Source organism: Litoreibacter janthinus (assembly GCF_900111945.1).
Taxonomy (GTDB): Bacteria; Pseudomonadota; Alphaproteobacteria; order Rhodobacterales; family Rhodobacteraceae; genus Litoreibacter; species Litoreibacter janthinus.
This window is the reverse complement of the sequence record NZ_FOYO01000001.1, coordinates 3,268,588-3,289,483: the sequence shown is the minus strand read 5'-3', so window position 1 is coordinate 3,289,483 and position 20,896 is coordinate 3,268,588. Positions and strand designations below refer to the sequence as shown.

At 54.4% G+C, this 20,896-nt stretch carries 24 protein-coding genes and 1 pseudogene; 9 read left to right on the top strand and 16 right to left on the bottom strand.

The features are described from left to right. Positions 1 to 185: 185 nt before the first annotated feature. A complete protein-coding gene (locus tag BM352_RS16530; protein WP_245781011.1) occupies positions 186 to 986 on the top strand; it encodes an OST-HTH/LOTUS domain-containing protein in 801 nt (266 codons plus the stop codon). A 102-nt stretch (positions 987 to 1,088) separates the two neighbouring features. Here BM352_RS16530 and BM352_RS16525 read toward each other — a convergent pair whose 3' ends face one another. From BM352_RS16525 to BM352_RS16465, 14 genes and pseudogenes are all read right to left on the bottom strand, one after another. Then, the gene (locus BM352_RS16525) at positions 1,089 to 2,087 is read right to left on the bottom strand and encodes a TrbL/VirB6 family protein (protein WP_090219077.1); all 999 of its coding nucleotides are present in this window, start codon (positions 2,085 to 2,087) and stop codon (positions 1,089 to 1,091) included. Between the two features lie 20 nt (positions 2,088 to 2,107). After that, positions 2,108 to 2,284, bottom strand: coding sequence for a DUF4177 domain-containing protein (locus BM352_RS16520; RefSeq protein ID WP_175500715.1), 177 nt, complete (start codon positions 2,282 to 2,284; stop codon positions 2,108 to 2,110). After that, a complete protein-coding gene (locus BM352_RS16515; protein ID WP_090219072.1) occupies positions 2,277 to 3,272 on the bottom strand; it encodes an ATPase, T2SS/T4P/T4SS family in 996 nt (331 codons plus the stop codon). The genes BM352_RS16520 and BM352_RS16515 overlap by 8 nt, the downstream gene beginning before the upstream one ends. Positions 3,273 to 3,274: 2 nt before the next feature. Continuing rightward, a complete protein-coding gene (locus BM352_RS16510) occupies positions 3,275 to 4,588 on the bottom strand; it encodes a TraB/TrbI/VirB10 family type IV secretion system protein (protein WP_090219070.1) in 1,314 nt (437 codons plus the stop codon). Next, a pseudogene (locus BM352_RS16505) lies at positions 4,581 to 5,276 on the bottom strand (TrbG/VirB9 family P-type conjugative transfer protein). The gene BM352_RS16510 and the pseudogene BM352_RS16505 overlap by 8 nt, the downstream one beginning before the upstream one ends. 3 nt (positions 5,277 to 5,279) lie before the next feature. After that, complete coding sequence (locus BM352_RS16500) at positions 5,280 to 5,930, bottom strand: VirB8 family type IV secretion system protein (protein WP_090219067.1); 651 nt, start codon at positions 5,928 to 5,930, stop codon at positions 5,280 to 5,282. A 4-nt stretch (positions 5,931 to 5,934) separates the two neighbouring features. Beyond that, complete coding sequence (locus tag BM352_RS16495) at positions 5,935 to 6,714, bottom strand: type IV secretion system protein (RefSeq protein ID WP_090219064.1); 780 nt, start codon at positions 6,712 to 6,714, stop codon at positions 5,935 to 5,937. Beyond that, a complete protein-coding gene (locus BM352_RS16490; RefSeq protein WP_090219058.1) occupies positions 6,711 to 7,859 on the bottom strand; it encodes a lytic transglycosylase domain-containing protein in 1,149 nt (382 codons plus the stop codon). Before BM352_RS16490 ends, BM352_RS16495 begins: the two co-directional genes overlap by 4 nt. Further along, positions 7,852 to 8,013 carry a hypothetical protein gene (locus BM352_RS19030; RefSeq protein ID WP_175500714.1) on the bottom strand — a complete coding sequence of 54 codons (162 nt, stop codon included), beginning with the start codon at positions 8,011 to 8,013 and terminating at the stop codon, positions 7,852 to 7,854. Before BM352_RS19030 ends, BM352_RS16490 begins: the two co-directional genes overlap by 8 nt. Next, on the bottom strand, positions 8,006 to 10,372 hold the full coding sequence (locus tag BM352_RS16485) for a VirB4 family type IV secretion/conjugal transfer ATPase (protein WP_090219055.1): 2,367 nt from the start codon (positions 10,370 to 10,372) through the stop codon (positions 8,006 to 8,008). The genes BM352_RS19030 and BM352_RS16485 overlap by 8 nt, the downstream gene beginning before the upstream one ends. Next, positions 10,362 to 10,640 carry a VirB3 family type IV secretion system protein gene (locus BM352_RS16480; protein WP_090219052.1) on the bottom strand — a complete coding sequence of 93 codons (279 nt, stop codon included), beginning with the start codon at positions 10,638 to 10,640 and terminating at the stop codon, positions 10,362 to 10,364. The genes BM352_RS16485 and BM352_RS16480 overlap by 11 nt, the downstream gene beginning before the upstream one ends. Before the next feature lie 7 nt (positions 10,641 to 10,647). After that, positions 10,648 to 10,938, bottom strand: a complete 291-nt coding sequence (locus BM352_RS16475) for a TrbC/VirB2 family protein (RefSeq protein WP_090219049.1) — start codon at positions 10,936 to 10,938, stop codon at positions 10,648 to 10,650. Then, a complete protein-coding gene (locus BM352_RS16470; protein ID WP_090219045.1) occupies positions 10,938 to 11,516 on the bottom strand; it encodes a lytic transglycosylase domain-containing protein in 579 nt (192 codons plus the stop codon). The genes BM352_RS16475 and BM352_RS16470 overlap by 1 nt, the downstream gene beginning before the upstream one ends. A 64-nt stretch (positions 11,517 to 11,580) precedes the next feature. Continuing rightward, entirely contained in the window at positions 11,581 to 11,898 is a 318-nt protein-coding gene (locus BM352_RS16465; RefSeq protein WP_245781010.1) for a hypothetical protein, read from the bottom strand. A gap of 821 nt (positions 11,899 to 12,719) precedes the next feature. Here BM352_RS16465 and BM352_RS18835 point away from each other — a divergent pair. From BM352_RS18835 to BM352_RS16420, 8 genes are all read left to right on the top strand, one after another. Then, positions 12,720 to 13,715, top strand: a complete 996-nt coding sequence (locus BM352_RS18835) for a hypothetical protein (RefSeq protein ID WP_139229857.1) — start codon at positions 12,720 to 12,722, stop codon at positions 13,713 to 13,715. 3 nt (positions 13,716 to 13,718) lie between these two features. Continuing rightward, the gene (locus BM352_RS16450; protein ID WP_090219036.1) at positions 13,719 to 15,104 is read left to right on the top strand and encodes a hypothetical protein; all 1,386 of its coding nucleotides are present in this window, start codon (positions 13,719 to 13,721) and stop codon (positions 15,102 to 15,104) included. Positions 15,105 to 15,114: 10 nt separating this feature from the next. After that, positions 15,115 to 15,543 (top strand): HIT family protein, encoded by a 429-nt coding sequence (locus BM352_RS16445; protein WP_090219034.1) that lies wholly within the window; start codon positions 15,115 to 15,117, stop codon positions 15,541 to 15,543. A gap of 13 nt (positions 15,544 to 15,556) precedes the next feature. Then, the gene (locus tag BM352_RS16440) at positions 15,557 to 16,228 is read left to right on the top strand and encodes a sugar phosphate nucleotidyltransferase (RefSeq protein ID WP_139229856.1); all 672 of its coding nucleotides are present in this window, start codon (positions 15,557 to 15,559) and stop codon (positions 16,226 to 16,228) included. After that, positions 16,221 to 16,793 carry a nucleoside/nucleotide kinase family protein gene (locus BM352_RS16435; protein WP_090219028.1) on the top strand — a complete coding sequence of 191 codons (573 nt, stop codon included), beginning with the start codon at positions 16,221 to 16,223 and terminating at the stop codon, positions 16,791 to 16,793. Before BM352_RS16440 ends, BM352_RS16435 begins: the two co-directional genes overlap by 8 nt. Beyond that, positions 16,783 to 18,081: a hypothetical protein gene (locus BM352_RS16430; RefSeq protein ID WP_090219025.1), complete on the top strand. Its 1,299-nt coding sequence runs from the start codon at positions 16,783 to 16,785 to the stop codon at positions 18,079 to 18,081. Before BM352_RS16435 ends, BM352_RS16430 begins: the two co-directional genes overlap by 11 nt. Further along, positions 18,062 to 18,844, top strand: a complete 783-nt coding sequence (locus BM352_RS16425) for a hypothetical protein (RefSeq protein ID WP_090219024.1) — start codon at positions 18,062 to 18,064, stop codon at positions 18,842 to 18,844. The genes BM352_RS16430 and BM352_RS16425 overlap by 20 nt, the downstream gene beginning before the upstream one ends. Before the next feature lie 171 nt (positions 18,845 to 19,015). Next, positions 19,016 to 20,194 carry a 4-hydroxybenzoate 3-monooxygenase gene (locus BM352_RS16420; RefSeq protein WP_090219021.1) on the top strand — a complete coding sequence of 393 codons (1,179 nt, stop codon included), beginning with the start codon at positions 19,016 to 19,018 and terminating at the stop codon, positions 20,192 to 20,194. 200 nt (positions 20,195 to 20,394) lie between these two features. Here BM352_RS16420 and BM352_RS16415 read toward each other — a convergent pair whose 3' ends face one another. Further along, positions 20,395 to 20,595, bottom strand: a complete 201-nt coding sequence (locus BM352_RS16415) for a hypothetical protein (RefSeq protein ID WP_090219018.1) — start codon at positions 20,593 to 20,595, stop codon at positions 20,395 to 20,397. Between the two features lie 2 nt (positions 20,596 to 20,597). Further along, complete coding sequence (locus BM352_RS16410) at positions 20,598 to 20,810, bottom strand: helix-turn-helix domain-containing protein (RefSeq protein WP_090219016.1); 213 nt, start codon at positions 20,808 to 20,810, stop codon at positions 20,598 to 20,600. Positions 20,811 to 20,896 lie beyond the last annotated feature (86 nt).

The following is a 20,896-nucleotide window of genomic DNA, read 5'->3' as shown; positions in this document are numbered from 1 at the left end:
GCTCTGCGCCGGTAACGCTAGATCTTTGGATTGTTTGGGGGGCAAGATGATCTAAAGCATCGCGTCTAAGGTCGAAATATGGTTGATATGACCGGGGCCAGAGACCGGATTTTACTATGACGATGTTAGGCGACGAAGACCTGCAGTCACTTCAGCAAGAAGTTCAGCGGTTGCTGGGTCGATGCATGTTACGGCTACAACAGTATGAGCGGCTGATTAAAGCCATGGTGGCGCATCATAAGGTCTCAGGACCGTTTCATGACTTGGAGCGGGCAAAGGCAACGCAGATTGACGAAGCGGCCCGCAAGACGCTCGGCACCTTGGTTGGTGATCTCCTTGTATCGTATGTCGTTGCCAATGAGATCGGCCCTCCCGAAATGACGACAACAAATTCTCCAGAGAATGTCAATTGGTTCGCCATGCAGATGTCACTTGGCTTGCCGGATGCAGAGTTCGTCCGCGTTGAGAGTGATCTGAGAGAAATGGTCCTTCTAAGGAACAATTTGGTTCATCACTTCATCGACCAGCACGACCTCTGGAGCTCGGATGGGTGTCGTCGCGCGAAAGATGCGCTAGTCATCGCATACAACCGCATCGACCAACACATCGGGCAACTTCGGGAATGGGCTGAAGGCATGGAGAAAATGCGGCAGGCGTTGTCAGAGATCTTGCAGTCGGAGGAATTTAAAGACGTTCTTGTTAACGGAATTGCTCCCAATGGAAAAGTAAATTGGGACGCCTCGGGCATTGTGAGCGTCTTGCGAGAAGCATTTCGTGCATTAGCTGTCGATGGTTGGGCACCTGTGGCTGAGGCTGGCAAATGGGTTGCCAAGCTCTACCCTGAACAACAGCCTGCAAAGTATAAATGCCAAAGTTGGCGGCAGGTCGTGCATAATGCATCCATGTTAGAGCTTCGGTATCTTGAAATAGATGGACAGCGCACCGCCTGTTATCGTGAGAAGGATAGTTCCGCGACGCAGCAATAATTTCGCTAACGTTGCATGATGACTATGTTTTATCCGACAGCTGCTTTGAAGTCTGCATGGCTACAAGTTCGATCTTGTGATTGCAGGGCAAGTGCTGAAACCCTATTCTAGACGCTTAGCCCGTGCTGCCACACGCTGAACCATCGAAACAGTTGCGCCGCCCGCTTGCCTTATCCCAGCTCCTGCAATCTCGGCATTCGACCTGCTCCCAAACCGTGCTCGCGCCCGTGACCCTTTGGTGCCAATCAAGCCCTTTGCGAACCCTCCAGGACCGGGAATGCTTGGCGGTCCGGCCATCATGAAGTTACCCGAGATTGAGCGCACGATCAGCGGGGTGGCGATGATCATGCCGCCTGCGAGGAACATCATCATGAAAAAGGGCACCAGTGCGCCGATGTTGCTGGCCCCGGAGGGATCTCCGAGTTCGGTCATCAACGAGCGCGACATTCCGACGACCGTCGAAAACACTCCGGCGATTACAAGGGGGTAGAGCGCATAGGATACCGTGCTGGACAGCCAGCGGTGGAAATAGTCCTTGCTGACATCAAAAAGCGAAAGCGCGATCATGATTGGGGCGATGCCGATCATAAAGGCTAGCATGATTTTTGCGAAGATCAGGACAAGCCCGCAGAGCGCGCCGATGACGCCCAAGAGGAATGCGCCGATCGCACCGATGAGGGCTCCGGCCATCCAATGCATGTTGTCACCGGCCGCATTCAGGTAGTCGCTAAATTCTTCGATGAGTTCATCAAAGGCCTCTGCGAAATAGGACGCACCTGCGCCGCCGCCGCCGAGCCCCGCTACCATTCCGCCCGCAAGCTGGTCGAGCCCATCGATCAGCGCGCTGGCCACCGCGTTGAATTGCACCCAGTTCATCGCGAACAGTGAGATGAGCATGAGTTTAAGGGCAAACCAGAACGCGGTGCGCCCATCCATGGATTTGTGCTGAAACACCATGTTGAGGAAGACGCCGATCACGGCGAGCGTCGATGCCACGGCAATGACGCTGCCCAGCTGACCGGCGACGTTGCCAAAGGTGGTTTGGGCTGCGTCTTCCAGAAAGCTGTCGGTTGTCTCTACCATCCAGGTGACGACGCCCATCGGATCCTCCTCGGTCGGGCTTAGGCGCTGTCACCAATGCGACGTTTCAAGAAGGCCTTCAGGATATGCTCGCCGTCGAAATCCGGCACGACCGAGACAAGCTCCCAGCCATCTTGGCCAAGGGCGGTCAGCTGCGCTTCGATTTTCGGTGGCTTTGTCTTGGCGGTGTTGATCTGTTCAATCTTGTATTCAAACATGGGCTGGTTCCTTTGAATGGGCCGGATCAACCGGCAGGTAGAATTCGGTGATGCCGCGCGCGCCTTCATGGCGACCGGCCTGGATGATGACATCGATCGAGCGTGTGATGTAGTCGTTCATGTCCTGGTAGGTCATGGGCACATCGGTTTTCAGGGCGGCGATGGCGAGACGCTGGACCGCCAGCTGAGGCGTTTCAGCATGCAGGGTGGTGAGTGAGCCACCATGGCCGGTATTGATCGCCTCGAGGAAGGTCATGGCCTCTTTGCCGCGCACTTCGCCCAGGACGATACGGTCCGGCCGCATGCGCAGGGTGGAGGTCAGCAGGACATCGGCGCTGCGTGTGGCTTCGTCGCGGTCAGACATCAGCGTGACGACATTGGGCTGCGTTGGACGCAGCTCCGCGGCCTCTTCGATCGTGATAATGCGCTCGTCGGCGGGCACGAATGAGAGAATCTTGCGCGCCGTGACGGTCTTGCCGGTCGAGGTCCCGCCAGACACGATCATATTGAGCTTGTGGATGACGCAGAACTTGATCGCGGCGTCGATGTCGCCGGTGGCCACGACATCTCGCAGCTCGGCATTGCGCTTGCGCCTTGCGCCCTCGTTGCTGCGTTCTTTGCCAAAGAGATAGGACAGCTTGATCTGCTCCAATGGCAGGTCGGTGAAGAAACGAAGGGAAATCGCGTAACCGCCATCGACGGCGGGAGGCTGAATGACTTGCGCGCGGATCGGACGGTCACGGTAGGTGATGCTGACTGACACAATCGGCTTGGTACGGCTGAGTGTGGTGTTCGCGGCGGAAGCAATCTGATTTCCCAGGTCCTTGATCTCGTTCTGCGAGAGCTGTCGATTGACGCGCCGCATAAAGTGATCCCCCTGAAACTCCGCCCACAACGTGCCGTCGGGGTTGATGCAAAGCTCGATCAGCTTCGGATCACGTGCCTCGGGGATCTTGTCCATCGAGCTTTGCAGATAGCTAGCCGCCATGATCAGAAGATCTCCAAATCACGATCGACCATTACGGTGACACGGGCACCTTGATCGACGTAGATCAGGGGAGAGACAGAGAGATATTCGCCAATCACGCTTTGCGCGCTGTCTTGAAGGTCTTCGCCAATGCCCTCGAGCACATCAGAGGTGATCTCATCTTCGGTGTTTTGATCTGCCACAGCAGGCAAGGCTCCGATCAGAGATATCAGGGCGGCTGACCCAAACCGCGTGCCGAAACGACTGTCGACGAAACCGGTCGTGCCGGACCGCCCCAGTTCATCACCACCAAAGGCGCTGATTTCGACGGTCTGGTTGCTGGGCAGAATGATCCGATCCCAGGCGATGGTCACGCGTCGTTGCGCTATGTCGAGACCGGATTGATACCGCCCGATCAGGCGTGCACCGCGCGGGATCAGGATCCGCGAGCCGTCATAGGCATGGACATCTTCCGATACCATCGCGCGGACCTGACCGGCGAGCGAGCTGTCGATTGCGGTTTCGAGCACCGCCTGGATCATCGTGCCCTGAACAACCGTGTTTGACGGGTTCACGATCACTTGGGCCTGTGTCACCTCGGCAGGTTCAGCGCCATTGCGGACAAAGTCTGTGTCGCCATCAAGCCGCCGCTGCTGCGCGGCGGGTTCATTGTTGCCGCCTCCGGTGCCGCCAAAGGCGATGATTGGGCTGGCGATACGGGCCTGCAGCTCCTCAAGCTCTGCTTGCCGCCGCCGCTCGAGCTCTTGAAGGCGCAGTTCTTCGGCCGTGGGGCCGGTTGGTGCGGGCGTGCGAGGTGATTCAAGGCGTGCGAGTTCCAGATCGTTCTGCAGACGCTGGATTTGCCGGGCACGTTCTTCCAACTCTTCGCGCAAGGCGGCCTGCGTTGCTGCTGCCTCGCTTCGCAACGCATCGATCTCTGCGCCCAAGGTATCCAGTGCCTCGAGGTCGACGGCAGGGGCCTCAGGTACTGGTGCGTTGCGCAGTGCTTCAAGCTCGGACCGCATAGCGTCCATTTGCGCGCGCAGCTCTTCTGTCTCGCTGTCTGGTTTTGGCTCCGGCGGTGGGGTTGTGTCAATCGGTGCAGGCGTGGGCTCGAGCGCGCCAAAGCCCGGTCCTGCCGTTTGGAACTCATCCGGTGAGGCGGTTTCCAAGCTGTCGGGTTCAGAGCCGTCAGAGAACAAGAGCAAGAGACCACCAAGGGCCACGATCGCCCCGATGCCTAGGGCAATAGTGACAACGGACGGTCTCGATTTTCGGTTTTGTGGTTTCCCTTCAAGCGCTTCGAGGCGTTTCTTAAGCTCAGTCGTTTCACTCATCGTGGTTTGCCTCGCTCATCTCTTGCACGCAAATCTCGTCCTCGCCGAGCCTGAGAACCCATCGATCGCTGACACCTGACACGCGGATCACGTCGTCTGGCCGCGCGAGAGCATTCACGCTCCGCTCATTGCCCCCAGACTATCGAAAGATCGCGGGAAGCGGTGCGTTCGCGGCAAAGCGGAAATAAGTGAAGGTGCCATCGTCCCAGATTTCGCGTGGGGTGATCTCGGATCGTGCGCTGACGCCATAGGCGTGATTTGCTGGCGCGCCTGCAGCCACACGCGATTGCCGAGGGGCCGCCTCGGGATAGGTGAAGCGAATGACGTAGAAGGTCGGCGAGCTCGCCTCGGTGACGTTAAAGTAATAGCTGCGCCGATTGGTGTAGACGGTGATGTTTGTATGCGCGCCGCGCGAGACTGGCTTGATCGCAAAGGCCTGGCCGCCGGGTACGCCGTCCAGGAGGAACCCTTCAGTGTCGCCCGCAATGATCGAGCGGATGGTCTCACCCTGACCGAATTCAATGCTGGTCACATGGGTCAGGCTGGTGCGGATGCGGTAGACCTGCCCATCTTGATAGGTGGCCAGCCGGACGCGGGCATCATAGGGACCTTGGCGCGGCTGGATTTCGGCATTGGCGGTGCCAGCAAGTGGTACGAGGAAAGCGAGGATCAGGAACAGGCGGCGCATTTGTTACTCCAAACGATCTGAACGGATCGCGTACTCGGTGACGGTGAAGCCGAAAGGGTTCTGCCAGACATCGTCGATCGACCGACTATTCTCGGGCCGAAACTCAAACATCAGGGTTGCGGTGAAGAACCCGTTTTGACTGCCGCGCGGCGAATTGAGCCGCTTGCGAAGGCGCACCTGGGCACGGTTGGCGCTGATATGGGTGATAGACAGAACCTCGACTTCAAGGCGCGCATCCGTTCCATAGCTATCCGGCGGATAGGCCTCATGGCCGCTGGTCCAAAGCGCGCGCAGCCCTGCGGCGGCCGCGCCGTCCGACTGGTCCAGGACCCGCCGCACGCGCAAGTCATTGTCGAGCTGATTGTATGTCTCTCGATCAATGACATAGCGGTAGACCTGTGCCTCAATGATAGCGGGGCGTTCCGTGAGTGAGACCGCTTCAACCACGGCATTGGGGAGGGCCATGCCGGTTTCGCTATCAAAGGGCACGATCATGGGCGGCGGGTCCACGTCGAATAGGGCGACAAGAGCAGCGGCGAGGCAACCTGCCATGCCAAACGCCATGCCTGTCAGCCCCAGTTTCTGCCACATGAGCTCGCGTCGTCGTGCGCCGTAGACGAGCTCTTCTTCGATGATTTCTGCCTCGCTGTTCATGGGATCAGTCCGCGCGCAGGTCTGGCAGGGTGAAGTCCATGTAGCGGCGCTCTTCGGCCAGCGTGGCGGCATCCACCACGCCGGATTGACCTGCGCCGACGGTCTGGATGGCTTCGAGCTCCCACATGCGCGTCATGGCGATGGCCAGCTCGGCTGTGACGCGGGTGTTGTGATCGACGGCTTCTTTGAGCGTTTCCATGTCGGGGATCAGCGAGACCAGCTGTTCGACCCGTTCGAGGGATTGCGCGGCCTCTTCATAGCTGTTTTCAGCCGCAGCCGACATCACCGCCCCGGTGCCCGCCTGGCTGGCAATACGCTCGGCTCCCGGATTGCCACTGCTGGCCATGTCGGACAGGCTGTCTTGGTCAAAGCCTGCATCCTCCAGCGCCTGTGTCATGCGCCCTTCCATTTGAGGGGCGGCATTGCCGATGAGGCCGCTGAAATCGCCGCTCTGGATTTGCCTGATGGTGCCCAGAAGATCGCCGAATTCCTGATCGAGAAGCCCGTCGAGATCACCACCCATGGCCATTTCAATGATGTCCGTCGCGCCGGTCAGGGCAGCGTAGGCCTCATTGAGCGTGTCGAGTTGCTGCTGCACCAGGTCGAGCTGCTCGAGAAGTGTGTCGAGCTGATCGGTCTGGATCCCGAAATCTTCGAGCATCTGCTGCAGCTGACGAATTTCCTGCGCGATGTTGCGTGTGTCTACTGTCGGAACGCCTTGGGCAGATACGGGTGAGGCAACCAGCAACGCGCAGGTGGCAACGGTAAAAAGAAAGCGGATCATCGAAGGGCCTCCAGATCGAATTGCATGAAGTCTTGTTCGCGCGCCTGCGCGGCCGCCATGGCCAGCTCTGCGGCGCTAAGCGGGCGGGTATGGGCGGCCTTGAGGCGCGTGCGGATGGCGATCAGGCGAGCGAGTTCCGCCCGCGCATAGGTGTTGAGCGACATGGCCGCGTGAATGTCATCTGTCTCACCAATGCGGGTTATGATGTCCTGCACGCGCAGTGCGGCCGCTTGCACCGAGACCAGTGAGTAGTCGCCATAGACCCCTGCGCCGAAGGACGTCAGGCTCATTGTAGAGTTGGCGAGTAGAACAGGATCAATCGTGCCAAGCGCATCGACGCCGCCGACACGGGCGAGGTAGAGGTTGTAGCGCTCAGGGATGACCTGAACGTAGTGCTGAGTCTCGGCAAAGGGCGGCACGCCACCGTAGCGCTGCACATTGCCGGGACCGGCATTGTAGGCCGCGAGCCCGTGAATGATGTTGCCCTCAAACATGGCCAGCATCTGCGCCAGATAGCGCGCACCGCCGGTGACCTGGATGTAGGGGTTTTCATGGTAGGCCGGGTAAATCCCGAGATCCTGCGCGGTGCCGGGCATGATCTGGGTCAGGCCGAACGCGCCAACTGGCGAGCGCGCGCCGATTGTAAAGCGACTTTCCTGCCAGATCAGCGCCTGCAACAGACAACGCCATTGTTTGGGCGATAGACCCGCTGCGCGTACGCCGGACATATGGTGCGTTTCCTGAGCCGCGCGAATGATCAGCTCTTCGATCGAGCCCGAAGCATCGCCGAACATCTGTGCAGCGCCGGGGTTTGGGTCGACTGGACCGTAAAGCGTCTCTGCAGCGCTCTCTGGCGATGAACCAGCTTCCAAACTCGCGACAAGTGCGCCTGAGTTTCCGCTGGCCAACGTCGCGGCATCAAGGATGTCTTCCAATGCCCGGAGTTGGTCTTGCTCGAGCTTTTCAAGCTCTTCTTCTTTGGTCAATCGATCCCGCTGCAGAGCCAGATCCTGGTCGCCCTGCTGCAGTACGCGCTCGCGTTGCAAAAACATGCCCGCATCAAACGTGGGCACGCCTTGGGCATAGGCCAATGGCGCGGCGAAACAGACCAAGCCCGCAAAGATATGCAGGCGGTGCTTACTCACTGAGATTACCAATTGGCCCGAGCAGCTCGAAATTGCAGTTGCTGCCGCTGACTTCTGCAAAGGAGTTGATGAAGCATTCAGCTTCTGACGGCCTGTATTCCGCGCAAGCTGTCAGGGTCAAAAAGGTGAGCGTCAGCACGCATAGTCTACGCATCAATCTGTCTCCAAAAATCGGGGTTCTGGCGATAATCTTCACCAACCAGCGCTTCGCCTTTTTCCATGCCGCCAAGGATCGTGAGGTAGGGGCCAAGGGCGCTCAGATCGGCGTCGATCACCACCGAGCCTTGATCATCGCGCACCAGCGCCAGACGGGAATTGCTGCCTGTGCCGAGCAGAACGCTGAGCTCTTTTTCGGTAAGGCCCAGCATGGTGTAATCGCTGGCCGAGGCGCGAATGTTGGGCAGCAGAAGCTGCGTCGGCACGGCCTCGACAATCGTCTTGCCAGTGCGGGTTTTCTCGAGCTGGCTTGCGTATTGGGTCATCATCACGACGACCGCGTTCTGTTTGCGCGCCGTGACCAGCCAGTTGCTCAGCCGGTCGGCAAAATACGGGTTGTCGAGCGCTTTCCAGGCCTCATCGATGATAATCAGCGTCGGTTTGCGATCCTCGATCACCCGCTCCACCCGCCGAAACAGGTAGGACAGGACCGCCATGCGTTCCTTCTCGCTTTCGCTGTCGAGAATGCCGGTCAGGTCGAACCCCACGACATCACCATCGAGCGAGAAGGTATCTTCAGAGCTTTGCCCAAAGATCCAGCCATAGCGGCCATCCGCCGTCCATTCCTGAATCCGTTCGAACAGATCCCCTTCATCTGCCCCAGCGACAAAGAGCGAGGCTAGGTCCTGCCAGTTGCGCAGCGCGGCATCGCTCGCCCCGGCGTTCTGGCGCACCACTTCTTGGATGCGATTGATCTGAACAGGGCTCAGGGGCTTGTCGGCGCGATGCAGCAGCGTGGCCAGCCAATCCGACAGCCAGGCTTGCCCTCGCCCGTCGATTTCGGTGCGGAGAGGGTTGAGACCTGTGGCTTCACCCGCCTTGATGGCGCTGTAGCGCCCACCATTGGCCCGTACCGCCATTTCCATGCCTGCGCGATAGTCGAAGACAAAGACGCGCGCGTCGCAGCGACGGGCTTGGGTCATGAGGAAGGCTGACAACACCGATTTGCCGGAGCCAGGGCGTCCCAGGATCAAAGTATGACCACCGGTCGGTTCTTTGTCCGGCTGACCCGTCTCATGGTAGTTGAACAGGAAGCCTGAGCGTTCAGGCGTTGGAAACAGAGTGATCGGCTTGCCCCAAGGCACTTTGTGTCCGGGTTTGCCCAGTTGACCGCGATGCAGCGCTGCGAAGTCGGCAAAGTTCGTGTTGGTGATGGCGGCCTTGCGGCTGCGCATCTGCCCGTTGCCCGGATGCAGCGCAAAATAATGGGTCCGCGCCGCAAAGCTCTCGTTTACGAGATTAACGCCTTCACTGGCCGCGATGTTGCGTACTTCGGCGGCAATTGCTTCGAGCTTTTCTTCGGTCGCAGCAAAAACCGTGACCGTCATGTGATGATCGCCAAAGCTGAGCCGCTTGGACTCCAGATCGTCCAGCGCGTCGATCAGTTCTTCGGCGAGGGAAATCGCGCCATCATCGCTGGCCTTCATCAGCCGCTGTTGGCGCTTGATCCGGCTGGCCATGATGTTGCTGTTAATGGGTGAGAAGGAGTGCGTGACCACCATGTCGACGGGCAGGTTCAGCTCATCGAACATGGTGCAGCTGGTTTTGGCCGGGTAGGTTTTGATGGCAAAGCTCGTACCAAACCGCTTGCCCGCCGTCCCATCGTCCAGCGTAAAGCCTCGCCCCTGAAACGTGACGCGCGTGTTGGCCACGTCCTCGGCAATGATGCCAAAGCGGGATTTTGCGAAGAGCGGTCGTTCCTGGCCAATGTTGAGCGCGCCGAGGAACCCGAGCAGCTCGCCACGTTCAGCGCTGAGCAGACGCGGGTTCATCTCCGCGAAGGATGAGAGCAGAAACCCGACGACTTCTTCGAGTTTGCGCAATTGCTTGGCTGTCTGGTCTTTCAGCTGTGCGATTGAATCTGCACGCTTCAGGCGCAGCCGCGCGCCGAGGGGAGGACGTTTCAGCACCGTGAGCGTGAGGGTTTTGTCTCGAAGGCCTGCCCGCGCCGTGGCCGTTTGCCAGCGGGTGTCCAGCTCTTGCGCAAACCCCTCGTTGGGCACCGGCTGCAGCGCGGTCTCAATCGCTTTTGAAACCTTGTGAACGTAGAAACTGTAGTCCGGTCCAATCTGCACGATGATCGCAGCGAAGAGCGCGCGGATCTTCTCCAAATGCGCGTCATCACTGGTCATGCTGTTGACGCCATCAAGGCGGATACACTGGAACAAAGCATTGCCGCGCGTGCGGATCGTTACGTCATTCACGAGGCTGACATAGGGCAGCATGCTGGCCATCGGGCGCTCTTTGCGCGCCCAATCCGGCAGCATCGCAAGATCATCCGAAGGATCACGGAGCATAGCTGTCCCCCGAATGGATCTTGCGGTTCGGGGTTGGTGGCGTCTCCTGCAGCGCTGTAACCATCACCTCAAGAAAGGCCGGATCCCAATCCGCCGCCCTCCACAAAGCAGGATAGGCCAGAGCGGCGATAAGGATCACCGGCCAGCTCTGGACCCAGAGAAACAGCAACACAAACCCGAAGAGCCAGACCATGGCATACATGATCGGCAAGCCGATGAGCTTTGGCGGCCGGATCAGACCGAGGAAGAGGCGAGTTTGCGTTGCCATGCCGGATTTACGCGCCCCAGATCGCGGTCACAATGGTCGGCGCAGCTGCAATGCCTGCAATCGCAACCAGCACCCAAAGGGCTTGGCGGAAGTCGAGGATGCCAAAGAGCCAGGAGAGGAACACACCGATCAAAGCCAAGGTGCCGATGACAATGCCCAAGGGGCCGGTGATCGTGTCGACGATCCCCTGCAAAAGGTTTTGCACCGGAGAGAGATCGATGCTCTGCGCAAAGGCCGGGTTGGCAATCATCAAGCTGGCCAGCGCCAGCGACAGGATCGTGCGGAATTGTGTGTGCATCAGGAGGCTCCAGTCAGTCGGTCACGCACAGCCATGACCCGGCGCACGTGATTTTGGGTTTCTTGGTAGGGAGGGATGCCGCCATAACGCGCGACCGCGTTCGGCCCCGCGTTATAGGCGGCGAGCGCGAGTTCGGGCGTGCCGAACTGTGCCAGCATCATGAGAAGGTAACGAGCAGAGCCATCGAGGTTGGCCTGCCAGTCATGGGGATCCACACCAAGCTGCGCAGCCGTCGCAGGCATCAACTGTCCGAGGCCAATCGCACCTGCGGAACTGCGCGCATTCGGGCGATAGGCGCTTTCGATCTCGATATTGGCTTGGAAGAGGGCCTGCCATTCGGAAACAGACAGACCGGCGCGGCGCAATGCGGGGTGCCCGCCATAGCGATGCGCGGTGCTTTCAAGGGCTGCAAGGATTTCGGGGCGTGGAACGGCGCGGGTGGGTGCAGGAGACGGTTCTACAGTCTCAGGAGCTGCAAAAACGATCAACTCTGGTGGGTTTGCACCAATACCATCGACGTAGCTTTGCGCAAAACCTGATTGGGGTGCTTTGGTCTCCAGCTGGCCATCGGCCCGCATGGAAAGCACGAAGCCTTCAGAATAGGCGGGGGCAGCAAGGAATGCTGCGAGGACGGCAAGGGGCTTAGCTCGCGTCGTCCAGGTTGTGAGAGGCGATCTTGCCTTCGAACATAGGGATGGAAATGATCGAAGCGCCAAGCCCGGCAAGGAAGCTGGATAGGCCGTTGATTGTCTTGAATTCCCGCGCGGCCATGTTGTTGCGCGCGGTAACGAGCAAGCGGCGCGTCTCGCCGTCTGGCGAGACGCAATGCACGGTCCAAACTCCGGACCATTGAGCACCTGTTCTTGTGGGCGTAACTCGGCACACGACATCCGCCGAATGTCCTTCGGCAAGCAGTGTGCGCAGCCCTTCTTCGCTGACAACATTGGGGGCGTCTTGCATCAAATTCATAGGATCGAGCCTTGCAGAATTGTGCATTGGCCCGGCAGTCCCTCATGGACTACCCAACCGATACAATATTATAACCTTGCAATCAATAGGTGCAATTTGCATTATTGCGCCTTTCATGCGTTGAAACGAATTTACTGCAACGGAGTGGCTGAGCCAAGATAATATGGTGCTTTTGAAACAAACATGGCTGGCTCTGGCTGTTTTGAGTCGGGGGTCAGCCTCGATCGCGGTCAGTTGCCTGCCGCCTGCGCCGCCATGGATGCCGACCGATCCCGATGATGTCAGGGCATATGCTGACCTGATGAGGCGTGATGCTGAGGTGTATTTTGCCGATGTCGAGCGGTACTTCCGTTGCCTTGACTAGCAGTGGCGAGAGGTCTTCGAACAAGCGCGCGAGGTCAATGGAGAATATGCGCGCGTTTTGAAGATTCTAGGCAGCTTTGATAAATGACACCTATTCTCACGGTAAAGAAATCCATCGTTTGACTAGGCGATTGTTATTTGATGGTGATGACGGATACCGGTGCGCACTCTAGCAGTGTTCGCCGCAGGAAGTTGACTGCGGATCGAAAACAGGCAGTCCATTTCGGCATCATTGCAGATGGATAGAGAACACCGTCCGTGTAGAAAGCGACGGGAAAACACCAAGAAGCCAAACGGTGGCCTAGGAGTTTAGGATTGGCATAGCAAGAGCTTTGAGGCTGATGAAGCGTATATCATCACCGATGGGATTCTTTTGGGCATGCGATCATAGCCCTTGATTTTCTACAGATTTAGCTGCTTCTCTAGCAACAAGTAGCTGTGGGGGTAACGTGTACAGGCTTGCAGAGTATCAAGAGGGGCTAAGGAGCCGAGAGAGCGCTATTTGGTGCGAATATTTTTCGCAAGAAGTCGAGCAATACTGTTTGGAATTCCTGCCTAACCTAGTCTTCGTTCGCCATGAAGCATTAGCATCTCACGCTGCAGTTAGACGTTTAAGCTTTGAAGCCAACAATCCCACAAAGTTGAAGATATATGTAAATGTTAACAGTCATTCGTTGCGGCAATTTTTGAACAAACGGTTCTACGTACGGGAAAACAAACTATATTCTGAAGATGGTCAGACAAGCGCCGACATTTTTGACCCATTTAGAGACGCGCACGGAGAACGTTTTGCATTTTGCTTTGTAGACAGCTCTTGGCGTTGCGATAGGCCAACAAGAAGCTATCCGGCGGCAACCACTGCAATGATGCAGTCAGCGTTTTCAACCCACCCCGGTGAGTTCTGTTTGGCATCACCAATGATCCGGTTTGACAACTATAGGCGGCTCTGGACAAAGGGTTACCCCTTCCCAAGTCAAATACTCAGGTGGGCGCACGAAAATCAGGCGGAGTTTCGCACTTCTCTTTCTGCACTTCTGAGGACGCTAATTGATTTGGCACAGAGTTCGCTTGGGCCAGTGATCGAACACGACAAGCTCACGCAGCACTTGACTCGTTACTATCGCCGCATCCGCCTAGTGTCGAGCACGCCAACCCAGGTTTTCAAGCTCAATAGTTTGGCCGATAGGGCTGCAATTGCTTCAATCGCGCACAACCGAGTTAAGCTTCAGTTCCGATCAACGGGAGCCGCTTCAGTAATAATACAGGCCATGGAAGCCGTTGCAAAAGATATCTTGGAGATAAATGGGGGGGGTGCAGAGTTTGAAACAGGCGCAAGAATAACGGCCGCTTCCGAGTTCAAGAAATTGACACTTTCAATGTGCCGTCAACATAACGCGTTCCTAAAAGACCTAGAGCCCAAACTAATTGCGAGGAGCAACGACTAAATTATGAACGCTAACTTCCTAACTTACGACTCTTCTTTCACCTGGGGAATCATGATTTCGCTATTTTTGGCGGGTTTGCCGATGTTGTTTTCGCAAGGGCGAATCAAGGAACTTGGTATGTTCTTTTTGGCGGTGCCTGCGAGCTGGGCCTTCGGTCTGTTTTTCCACCCAAAAGACGATCATTTTTGGGCAGCAATGCTAGTGTTGATCCCTTACTTGGTATGGCGGCACGCATCTATTAACTCAAGAAAAGCGGCCAGGGAAGAGCGGGTAGCATATCAGTTGTCAAGCTTCGGCCTGAGTCGCTTTGACGATGTAAAAGAAGCGGCTCTTTGGAATGAAATAGAAAGCTTGATAACAGACGACGGAACAAAGACTTTAATTTTTGGTGGACCGGGAGAGGGCCTAATTTCATCTTCAGCAGGTTTCCGACGGTCGATTGTTAAGGCACTTAGTCTAGCAAGATCTCCTGTTGAAATTGTGGTAAGGGAAAATTTCAAATCTATTCTAGAATCTCAGCTTTCGACTATACTCGAGGATCCCAATGCTCGTGTACACTATTCAAATGAAGAACTGCCGATGCTGGCTTTTGGACTGGGTAATTACTATTTTTTTGCATTCGGCGGTGCAACCGAAGTTGAGAAGCCGTTGTGGAAGGTCTCTAAATCCGATCCTCGATCGGAGGGCATCACGGCCTCAATAGGTGCGTACATTCGAAAGTCCTTTGCAGAGGATTGGAATGCACCGAAAGGCATAGAAGTTGTTTCTCGCGCGAATGACTACCATTCCAAGGTCGCTGCGGTCGAAGAGCATGCTCGTCAAGTCGACAAAATAGTAAAGCGCATCAGTATTGTCTTCAAAAGCGAAGAACACATCCGTTATATCGCTTCAGCGAGATACGGAGAGAATTCTAAGCAGTACCAGACCTATGTGAATTCACAATTGTCTCGACGTGATAGCTTTATGACGCGACTTAGAGATGGAAGGTTCGAGCAGCGAGAGCTGTGTTCTTTGGACGGTTTCTTGGCTCATCTTCGAGAACCTACACATGCCGGAGTGGACCAGATATCGAAAAGTTTCATAATTTCTCAAGTTGAGAATTTAATACAAGTGCTCGAGGAATTTGATGGGCGCTACAGCCTGGGATTGACGCGCAGCCGATTGCCATTTCGTTATTCCATTTATGACGATAAATCTGTTGTCATGCACGAGGCTGTGGGTGCTGCGGATTTACACCGGATCAACTCAATGTTTGTCACGGACAATCGCGCAGTTGAAGCATTTCAGCAAGAGTTCGACTACCTTTGGTCCATGGCCGAGCCGACAATGAGGAGCAACAAGGATGTAGTTGAATTTCTGAAGCACGAGATAGCGAACTTGGAAGGATGAGGAAGTTACTATGGAAAGCGATGACATATTTGAGAAGTTTGATGCTGAGCAGATGAAAGTCTTTGAGACCAACTTCTGGATGGTGGTCGTAAGGCACAAGCAAATCACACTAGGAAGCTGTGTCGCGATCTGTAAGCGTCAAATCAGTAGTTTTTCGGATCTATCTGCTGATGAATGCGAAGATTTACAGCGCGTCTACTCGAAGTACGAAGGACTTTGCGGCCGAGCTTTCGGAGCTAAGCAGTTCAATTATCTTGCTTTGATGATGAAGGATCCGCATCTACACTTCCATATGATTCCTCGATACCCTGAAGGAGTTCACTTCGAAGGCGAAGACTGGCGCGACGAAAGTTACCCAAAGTTGGTTTCAATGAAACATCCGTTGGTTGATATCGAAGTTAGAAAGAAAATTAGGAGCGCACTTGCAGAGGCGATTTGAATCCGCTGGAATTATGGCAGCTGGAAGAGGGATGCGTCTAACTGGCGGACAGCATTCGAAGCCAATGTTTCCCGTGCTTGGCAAGCCACTTATACAACATTCAATCGACTACTTGCTCAAAGTTGGTGTGAAGCGCTTGGTGGTTACAAAACGAATCAATGATGATGAGTTGGGTGATTATTTGGAAAAAGTTCAGGGTTTCGACGATATAGTTGTAGTCGAAAAGGACACCAAAGCGGCCTTCGAGTCCTTCGTTGCCCTGCAGAACAGTCTATGTGGAACGGACCATTTGATCCTAGCAAGTGACTTGTTGATTGCAGATTCAGCTTTCGAAGATTTCGTGGAGGCTTCCTCCTCTAAATTGGCATCGTCGCAAATGTGCCTTCTGGTATCTGAGTTGATATCAGACGATAGGCCGATTTGGGTAGGCTTAGGCGATGACGATTTGGTGGTAAGGTATGGAAAGCGGATCCCTCCAACTGGGTTGGTTTTTGGAAATTTACGCGCCGTTCGAAGTGACTTTTCTATTCCTGAATCAGCCAGTGACATTACTTCTCTAAGCGATCTTATGAGCCACTTAGTCGAAAATGTAAGTATCGACATAACGGCCATAGCTGGGGGCCCCACCATCGACATCGACTCACTCGAAGATGTCGACGCTTGGGTATCATTAAGCCATGACTGAGCAGGTTATCGCCTTGGTTGGAATGCCAGGTGTCGGGAAATTTCGGGTTTCTGACGCGTTTGCCATATTGGGTTACAAGAGCTATGAGATGAGTTCGGTGATCAAAGGCGCACTAGCTTCCGAAGGCATTGCTGTTTCTCCTGCATCAATGAAGCAGAAGTCATTCAGTATTCGTGATGCGCACGGTGAAGCTGCAATAGCAGCGGCAATTTGGGGGCAGATCAGTTCAGATGCCAGAACCAGAGTGGTTGTAGACGGCATCCGAAGTATGGCTGAGATCGAGTATTTTAGAGAGCGGGTTGATCGTTTTGCGGTCGTCTTTTGCTTTGCCCCGACCGAAGTTCGGCATAACCGTATTCTTGCTAAGTCAAAGAAAATCAGAACCAAAGATGAAGTCAGGTTGCTTGACGCTAATTCCATAGCGCTAGGCATTGGTGAAGCGGCCCTATTGGCAGACTACTTACTGGACCTTACCGAGACTTGGGGAGCGGCTTCATCAAATAAGGTTAGAACCATTGCTGAATCGCTAGAGAAACGAGAGGACCTGCCGACAAATGAAGGTTAGATTTCGGGGTCCGAGTTTCGTCCTAGGCAGCAATCACGCTAATGGCGTCAAGAAAGATGATCATGTGTTTTCAAGGGCGGATGTTGTCTTCGAAGAGAAACTAACGCCCGAAACCGTAAGTGGAGTAATCGGGCGTCAAAAATTCATTCTCCTGTGTAAAACCGGAGGGATGGCAAGTCACGGAGCAGTGTACTTCCTCGCCGCCACAAAGAACAGGCAGTTGGATGGTATTTGCGCTACTAATTTTTCGCACGAGTACTGGGCTGCGATTGTTGAAAGGATGAGGTGTGTGAGTTGGGAAGATGGTAACCTCATCTTTCAGGACGAACTAGGTCGATCCATAGGTGACTATATTGGTGTTCAAGAGCAATCCTTGGTTGAATCACAGCATAGCTTTTCGGAGTTGGAAGCCAAAGGTGTATGCTATCTTCCCAGGAGAAGGATGGGCGCCGGGGAGTATCAAATTCGACATCCTTCATGTGAGATATCCCTCCGAAATTTAGGCTATCCGTCTGCACGTGCCTCTCATGCGCCAGATGGTCGAGTTTGGTACCAAAACGCTCCCTCGGTTGCTACGCTTAGATCAATAGTCGCAGAGCCGAAGTTGGGGCAACTGCACCTTGATCGTGTCGTAGAGCTTTACGATCGCATTCTCCGTCTCCTTGTTGAATTTGATAATAGTCTGCCTTCTGGCGATCTGCGCATTGAAGATGCCAAAGAGCAGTTGAACATCTTGGTATCTGCGGCAAAGCAATATTACACAGAGTTCTTCTTTCTTCATGACACTTACGATTACCTGCTGGAGAATGTTGCGCGGCAAGCGGCAGCTTGTTCTCCAAAGATGAAGACGGCAGTTGTGGATAAACTTCTCCAATCGTCTCAGGTTGTGGGGCACTTTGTCGAAAGGCGGGAGTTTCCACGCGTAGAGAAGGGCGCGTTCTCCGCCGATCCGATTACCTCATTGCCGCAATTAAGCCTGTTGGAAGAAACGTTTAGCTCGCAGAAACTCGGTAATGCATGGTTGAAGGAGAATTTCTTAGAAGAAGATTTTACAAGCCGTGAGCACCAAGAACAGTTCGAGGACTTGTTCTTGTATGCTGTGCGATTTTTCGTTGCGAAAGAGCGACGGTTTCTTATGAACAAATGCCTTTATTCGCGCATATCATGGCTGCTTAGGTGCTTTTTCCCGTCATTGCAATCATTGAAGAGAAATAGAAATGTCCTGGATATTCCTGAAATAGCAAGTTTTGTTGCGGAGGTAGCGTCAAATGCCAACGGAAGAGGATAGCTACTTAGTAGCTTTGGAGGATATCATTAAAAGCGCCGGGAGCTGGCGCAGGTTCGGAGCCAAGGCGACGAACCTTTCGAAGTGTTTGTCCATGGGGGTGCCGGTACCAAATGCTTTGGCTGTAGACGTCAAGATCTTAAAGCTGATCGAAGCCGGTAGGTTCGATACGACCAAAAGCATTTTTGAAAAGCAACTGGTTCCTTGGCTGCTGTCGATAGATGGTTTGATCACAATTAGATCGTCAGAGTTGATCTCGCCGGAGTTAGCCGAAACCGTTAGTGGCCACTTTCAGACAATACGGCATCAGTCGGCCGTGTCACTCGAGATACTAGAGGCTCTCCACAAATTAACCGAGCAAACTGCAAACAACCCAAAGCAGCGCTCCGATGTAAGTTCAACAGTGCTTTTTCAAAAGGAAATTCAACCAAGCCTTTCTGGCTACTCTCGAATGTCACGAAAAGAGGGGGTTAATTCTTGGATTATCCAAGGGGACTTAGCTCCGCTTATGTCAGGCGAAGCTCACGGAGAGTTTGTTAAGATACCCGCCGCAATAGAAACGGACGATTGGGATGAGTTTTGGTGTGAGGAAGAAGGTTTGCTATTGGTTGAGCGAGTCTCATTTGCGTCATACGTTCCCCAAATGAGCAGCAGTTTTACTTCGCTGTTTTTAGCCTTTGGTGATTGTTCCGTAGAGTGGTGTATTGACGATGACCAACTTTGGATCCTTCAGGTTCAGCCAACTGATTTTGCCGAGATCAGCTGAACCTTCCTATTCTTGCGAATTTTCTTGTGAGATAGTGGGGTGGCTTAACTTTCTATACTTCGCATTTTCACCGAATGTGTGGAGTGCGTTATTGCCTTGGCTTTCAGGCAGAGCCAAACGAAGAGCCGCATTTGGCAATAGCGCCTGAAAACCTGGAAATTTCTTGGAGCCATGACGCAGATACTCAAAACGGATGTAACCATTATAGGTGGAGGCCCTGCCGGGATGCTCCTGTCGCATTTGCTCGGCAAATCGGGAATAAAGTCTATCGTCATTGAACGTAAGACAAGGTCGCATGTTCTTGGTCGCATTCGTGCAGGCATGCTTGAAGCTGGCACTGTCGACGTCCTTAGGCAGGCTGGGTTGGCTGATCGCCTAGATCGCGAAGCCGTGGTTCAAGAAAAAGTTCACTATGGTTATGAAGGTAAGGAAACGCTAGTTTTGGATCTGAAGGCGTTTACCGGCCGATGGCTTACGGCTTTTGGACAAACCGCGCTGACAGAAGAGCTTTATGACAGCCATGACCGTGCCGGTCGCCAATTGTTTGACGATGTGTCAGATGTACGGCCACAAGACCTCTTATTGAAGCCTTTCACAACCTTCACCAAGAACGGTCAACGATACCGAGTCGATAGTGAGTTTGTTGTTGGATGTGATGGATCTTACAGTGTCTGCCGGAATACCATCCCCAAGAATCTCCGGAGAGAATGGGTCAGAGAATATCCGTTTGGATGGCTTGCGGTCCTGGCCGACGTCCCGCCTATGCCGCAACTTTTTTATGCCCGCCATTCTGAAGGTTTCCTTTTGGCCTCGAAACGGACGCCACAGCTGAGCAGGTATTATGTACAGGTGCCAGTGAAAGACGCAGTGGAAGATTGGTCCGATGATCGCTTCTGGAAAACTATCTTCCGCCGACTCCCAAAGACTTATCATAGTCATGTGACAACCGGCCCTAGTATCGAGAAATCAATCGTGCCGCTGCGCAGCTATATCTCAGAACCGATGCAGTATGGTCGCCTTTTCCTTGCTGGAGACGCAGCCCACATCGTACCTCCTACCGGAGCCAAAGGGCTAAACTTAGCCGTTTCGGATGTCTACTATCTACATCGCGCGCTTGACGCAGCGTATAATCACAAAGATCCAACGATGCTAGAAGAGTATAGTCAAACAGCACTTCGTCGCGTTTGGTCGGCCGTCAATCTTAGTTGGCGTTTGACCGAGATAATGCACGTATTCCCAGGCGAAAGTTCTTTAGAGGCCAAACTGCTGGAAAACGAGTTTGACCTCTTGCTGGAACGCCCTTGCAAGCAAGCGGCCCTTGCCCAGGAGATTGTGGGGCTGCACCTCTAAGGAAAATGCTTTTTTTCGAGCAGGATATCGCTTGGTACAGATCGTTGCATGGACTGCTGCAGGTGGCGGCGAAAACGCTCACGTCTGGCTCTCGATATTTCACCGCTTGATGGGCTCGAGCTTCATCAACATTAAAGAGACAGCGATGACTGGGAGTTCGCGGTAGGCTGGTACTTTTGAAATTGTGTAAATTCCGCTCTCTAGTCGCGCTGCCAATCAAAGTGAGTATCCGTTGGTTGATCTGAGCAGTTCAGCGTTTCAGGAAGGCAATCACGATACAACGCTGTTTGCGTCTCGCCGTTATCCCACTGATACAGCAGACCGATTTCTTCGCCAGTCTTAACACATGTAATGCGACCGATCGCTTCGGCCGTTGAGCGAATACTTTCAAGTTCGGGCAAAACTAGCCCCTCTCGTTAAACAGTTCCTTGGGAGCGATGTCGAGTGCATCGGCAATCCGCTCCAGAACATCGATTGATGCTGAATTTTTCGCGAGTTCGATCTCGCTGATGTAGCTGCGATCCAGGTCGGCAGCTAACGCTAATTGTTCTTGGCTCAACCCTCTGAAATTTCTAAGATTCCGGATATTTAACCCGACTTTTTCCCGCAATTTCATGACCTGTATTCGGCCAGATCACAAGAACCGCTCTACGGAATATATTCCACAAAACGCGCGCGAGCCTCATAAAGAACATGCTCGCA

Bases quoted from the DNA above. Each gene is read 5' to 3' on its own strand.
- BM352_RS16470 (WP_090219045.1), bottom strand. From the start codon at position 11,516: ATGCGGGCCGATGGCCAGCTGGAGACCAAAGCACCCCAATCAGGTTTT.
- BM352_RS16450 (WP_090219036.1), top strand. From the start codon at position 13,719: ATGAACGCTAACTTCCTAACTTACGACTCTTCTTTCACCTGGGGAATC.
- BM352_RS16510 (WP_090219070.1), bottom strand. From the start codon at position 4,588: ATGAGTGAAACGACTGAGCTTAAGAAACGCCTCGAAGCGCTTGAAGGG.
- BM352_RS16530 (WP_245781011.1), top strand. From the start codon at position 186: ATGTTACGGCTACAACAGTATGAGCGGCTGATTAAAGCCATGGTGGCG.
- BM352_RS16500 (WP_090219067.1), bottom strand. From the start codon at position 5,930: ATGAACAGCGAGGCAGAAATCATCGAAGAAGAGCTCGTCTACGGCGCA.
- BM352_RS16430 (WP_090219025.1), top strand. From the start codon at position 16,783: ATGAAGGTTAGATTTCGGGGTCCGAGTTTCGTCCTAGGCAGCAATCAC.
- BM352_RS16445 (WP_090219034.1), top strand. From the start codon at position 15,115: ATGGAAAGCGATGACATATTTGAGAAGTTTGATGCTGAGCAGATGAAA.
- BM352_RS16435 (WP_090219028.1), top strand. From the start codon at position 16,221: ATGACTGAGCAGGTTATCGCCTTGGTTGGAATGCCAGGTGTCGGGAAA.
- BM352_RS16480 (WP_090219052.1), bottom strand. From the start codon at position 10,640: ATGGCAACGCAAACTCGCCTCTTCCTCGGTCTGATCCGGCCGCCAAAG.
- BM352_RS16495 (WP_090219064.1), bottom strand. From the start codon at position 6,714: ATGATCCGCTTTCTTTTTACCGTTGCCACCTGCGCGTTGCTGGTTGCC.
- BM352_RS16410 (WP_090219016.1), bottom strand. From the start codon at position 20,810: ATGAAATTGCGGGAAAAAGTCGGGTTAAATATCCGGAATCTTAGAAAT.
- BM352_RS16475 (WP_090219049.1), bottom strand. From the start codon at position 10,938: ATGCACACACAATTCCGCACGATCCTGTCGCTGGCGCTGGCCAGCTTG.
- BM352_RS19030 (WP_175500714.1), bottom strand. From the start codon at position 8,013: ATGCGTAGACTATGCGTGCTGACGCTCACCTTTTTGACCCTGACAGCT.
- BM352_RS16525 (WP_090219077.1), bottom strand. From the start codon at position 2,087: ATGGGCGTCGTCACCTGGATGGTAGAGACAACCGACAGCTTTCTGGAA.
- BM352_RS16420 (WP_090219021.1), top strand. From the start codon at position 19,016: ATGACGCAGATACTCAAAACGGATGTAACCATTATAGGTGGAGGCCCT.
- BM352_RS16485 (WP_090219055.1), bottom strand. From the start codon at position 10,372: ATGCTCCGTGATCCTTCGGATGATCTTGCGATGCTGCCGGATTGGGCG.
- BM352_RS16515 (WP_090219072.1), bottom strand. From the start codon at position 3,272: ATGGCGGCTAGCTATCTGCAAAGCTCGATGGACAAGATCCCCGAGGCA.
- BM352_RS16425 (WP_090219024.1), top strand. From the start codon at position 18,062: ATGCCAACGGAAGAGGATAGCTACTTAGTAGCTTTGGAGGATATCATT.
- BM352_RS16465 (WP_245781010.1), bottom strand. From the start codon at position 11,898: ATGCAAGACGCCCCCAATGTTGTCAGCGAAGAAGGGCTGCGCACACTG.
- BM352_RS16440 (WP_139229856.1), top strand. From the start codon at position 15,557: ATGGCAGCTGGAAGAGGGATGCGTCTAACTGGCGGACAGCATTCGAAG.
- BM352_RS16520 (WP_175500715.1), bottom strand. From the start codon at position 2,284: ATGTTTGAATACAAGATTGAACAGATCAACACCGCCAAGACAAAGCCA.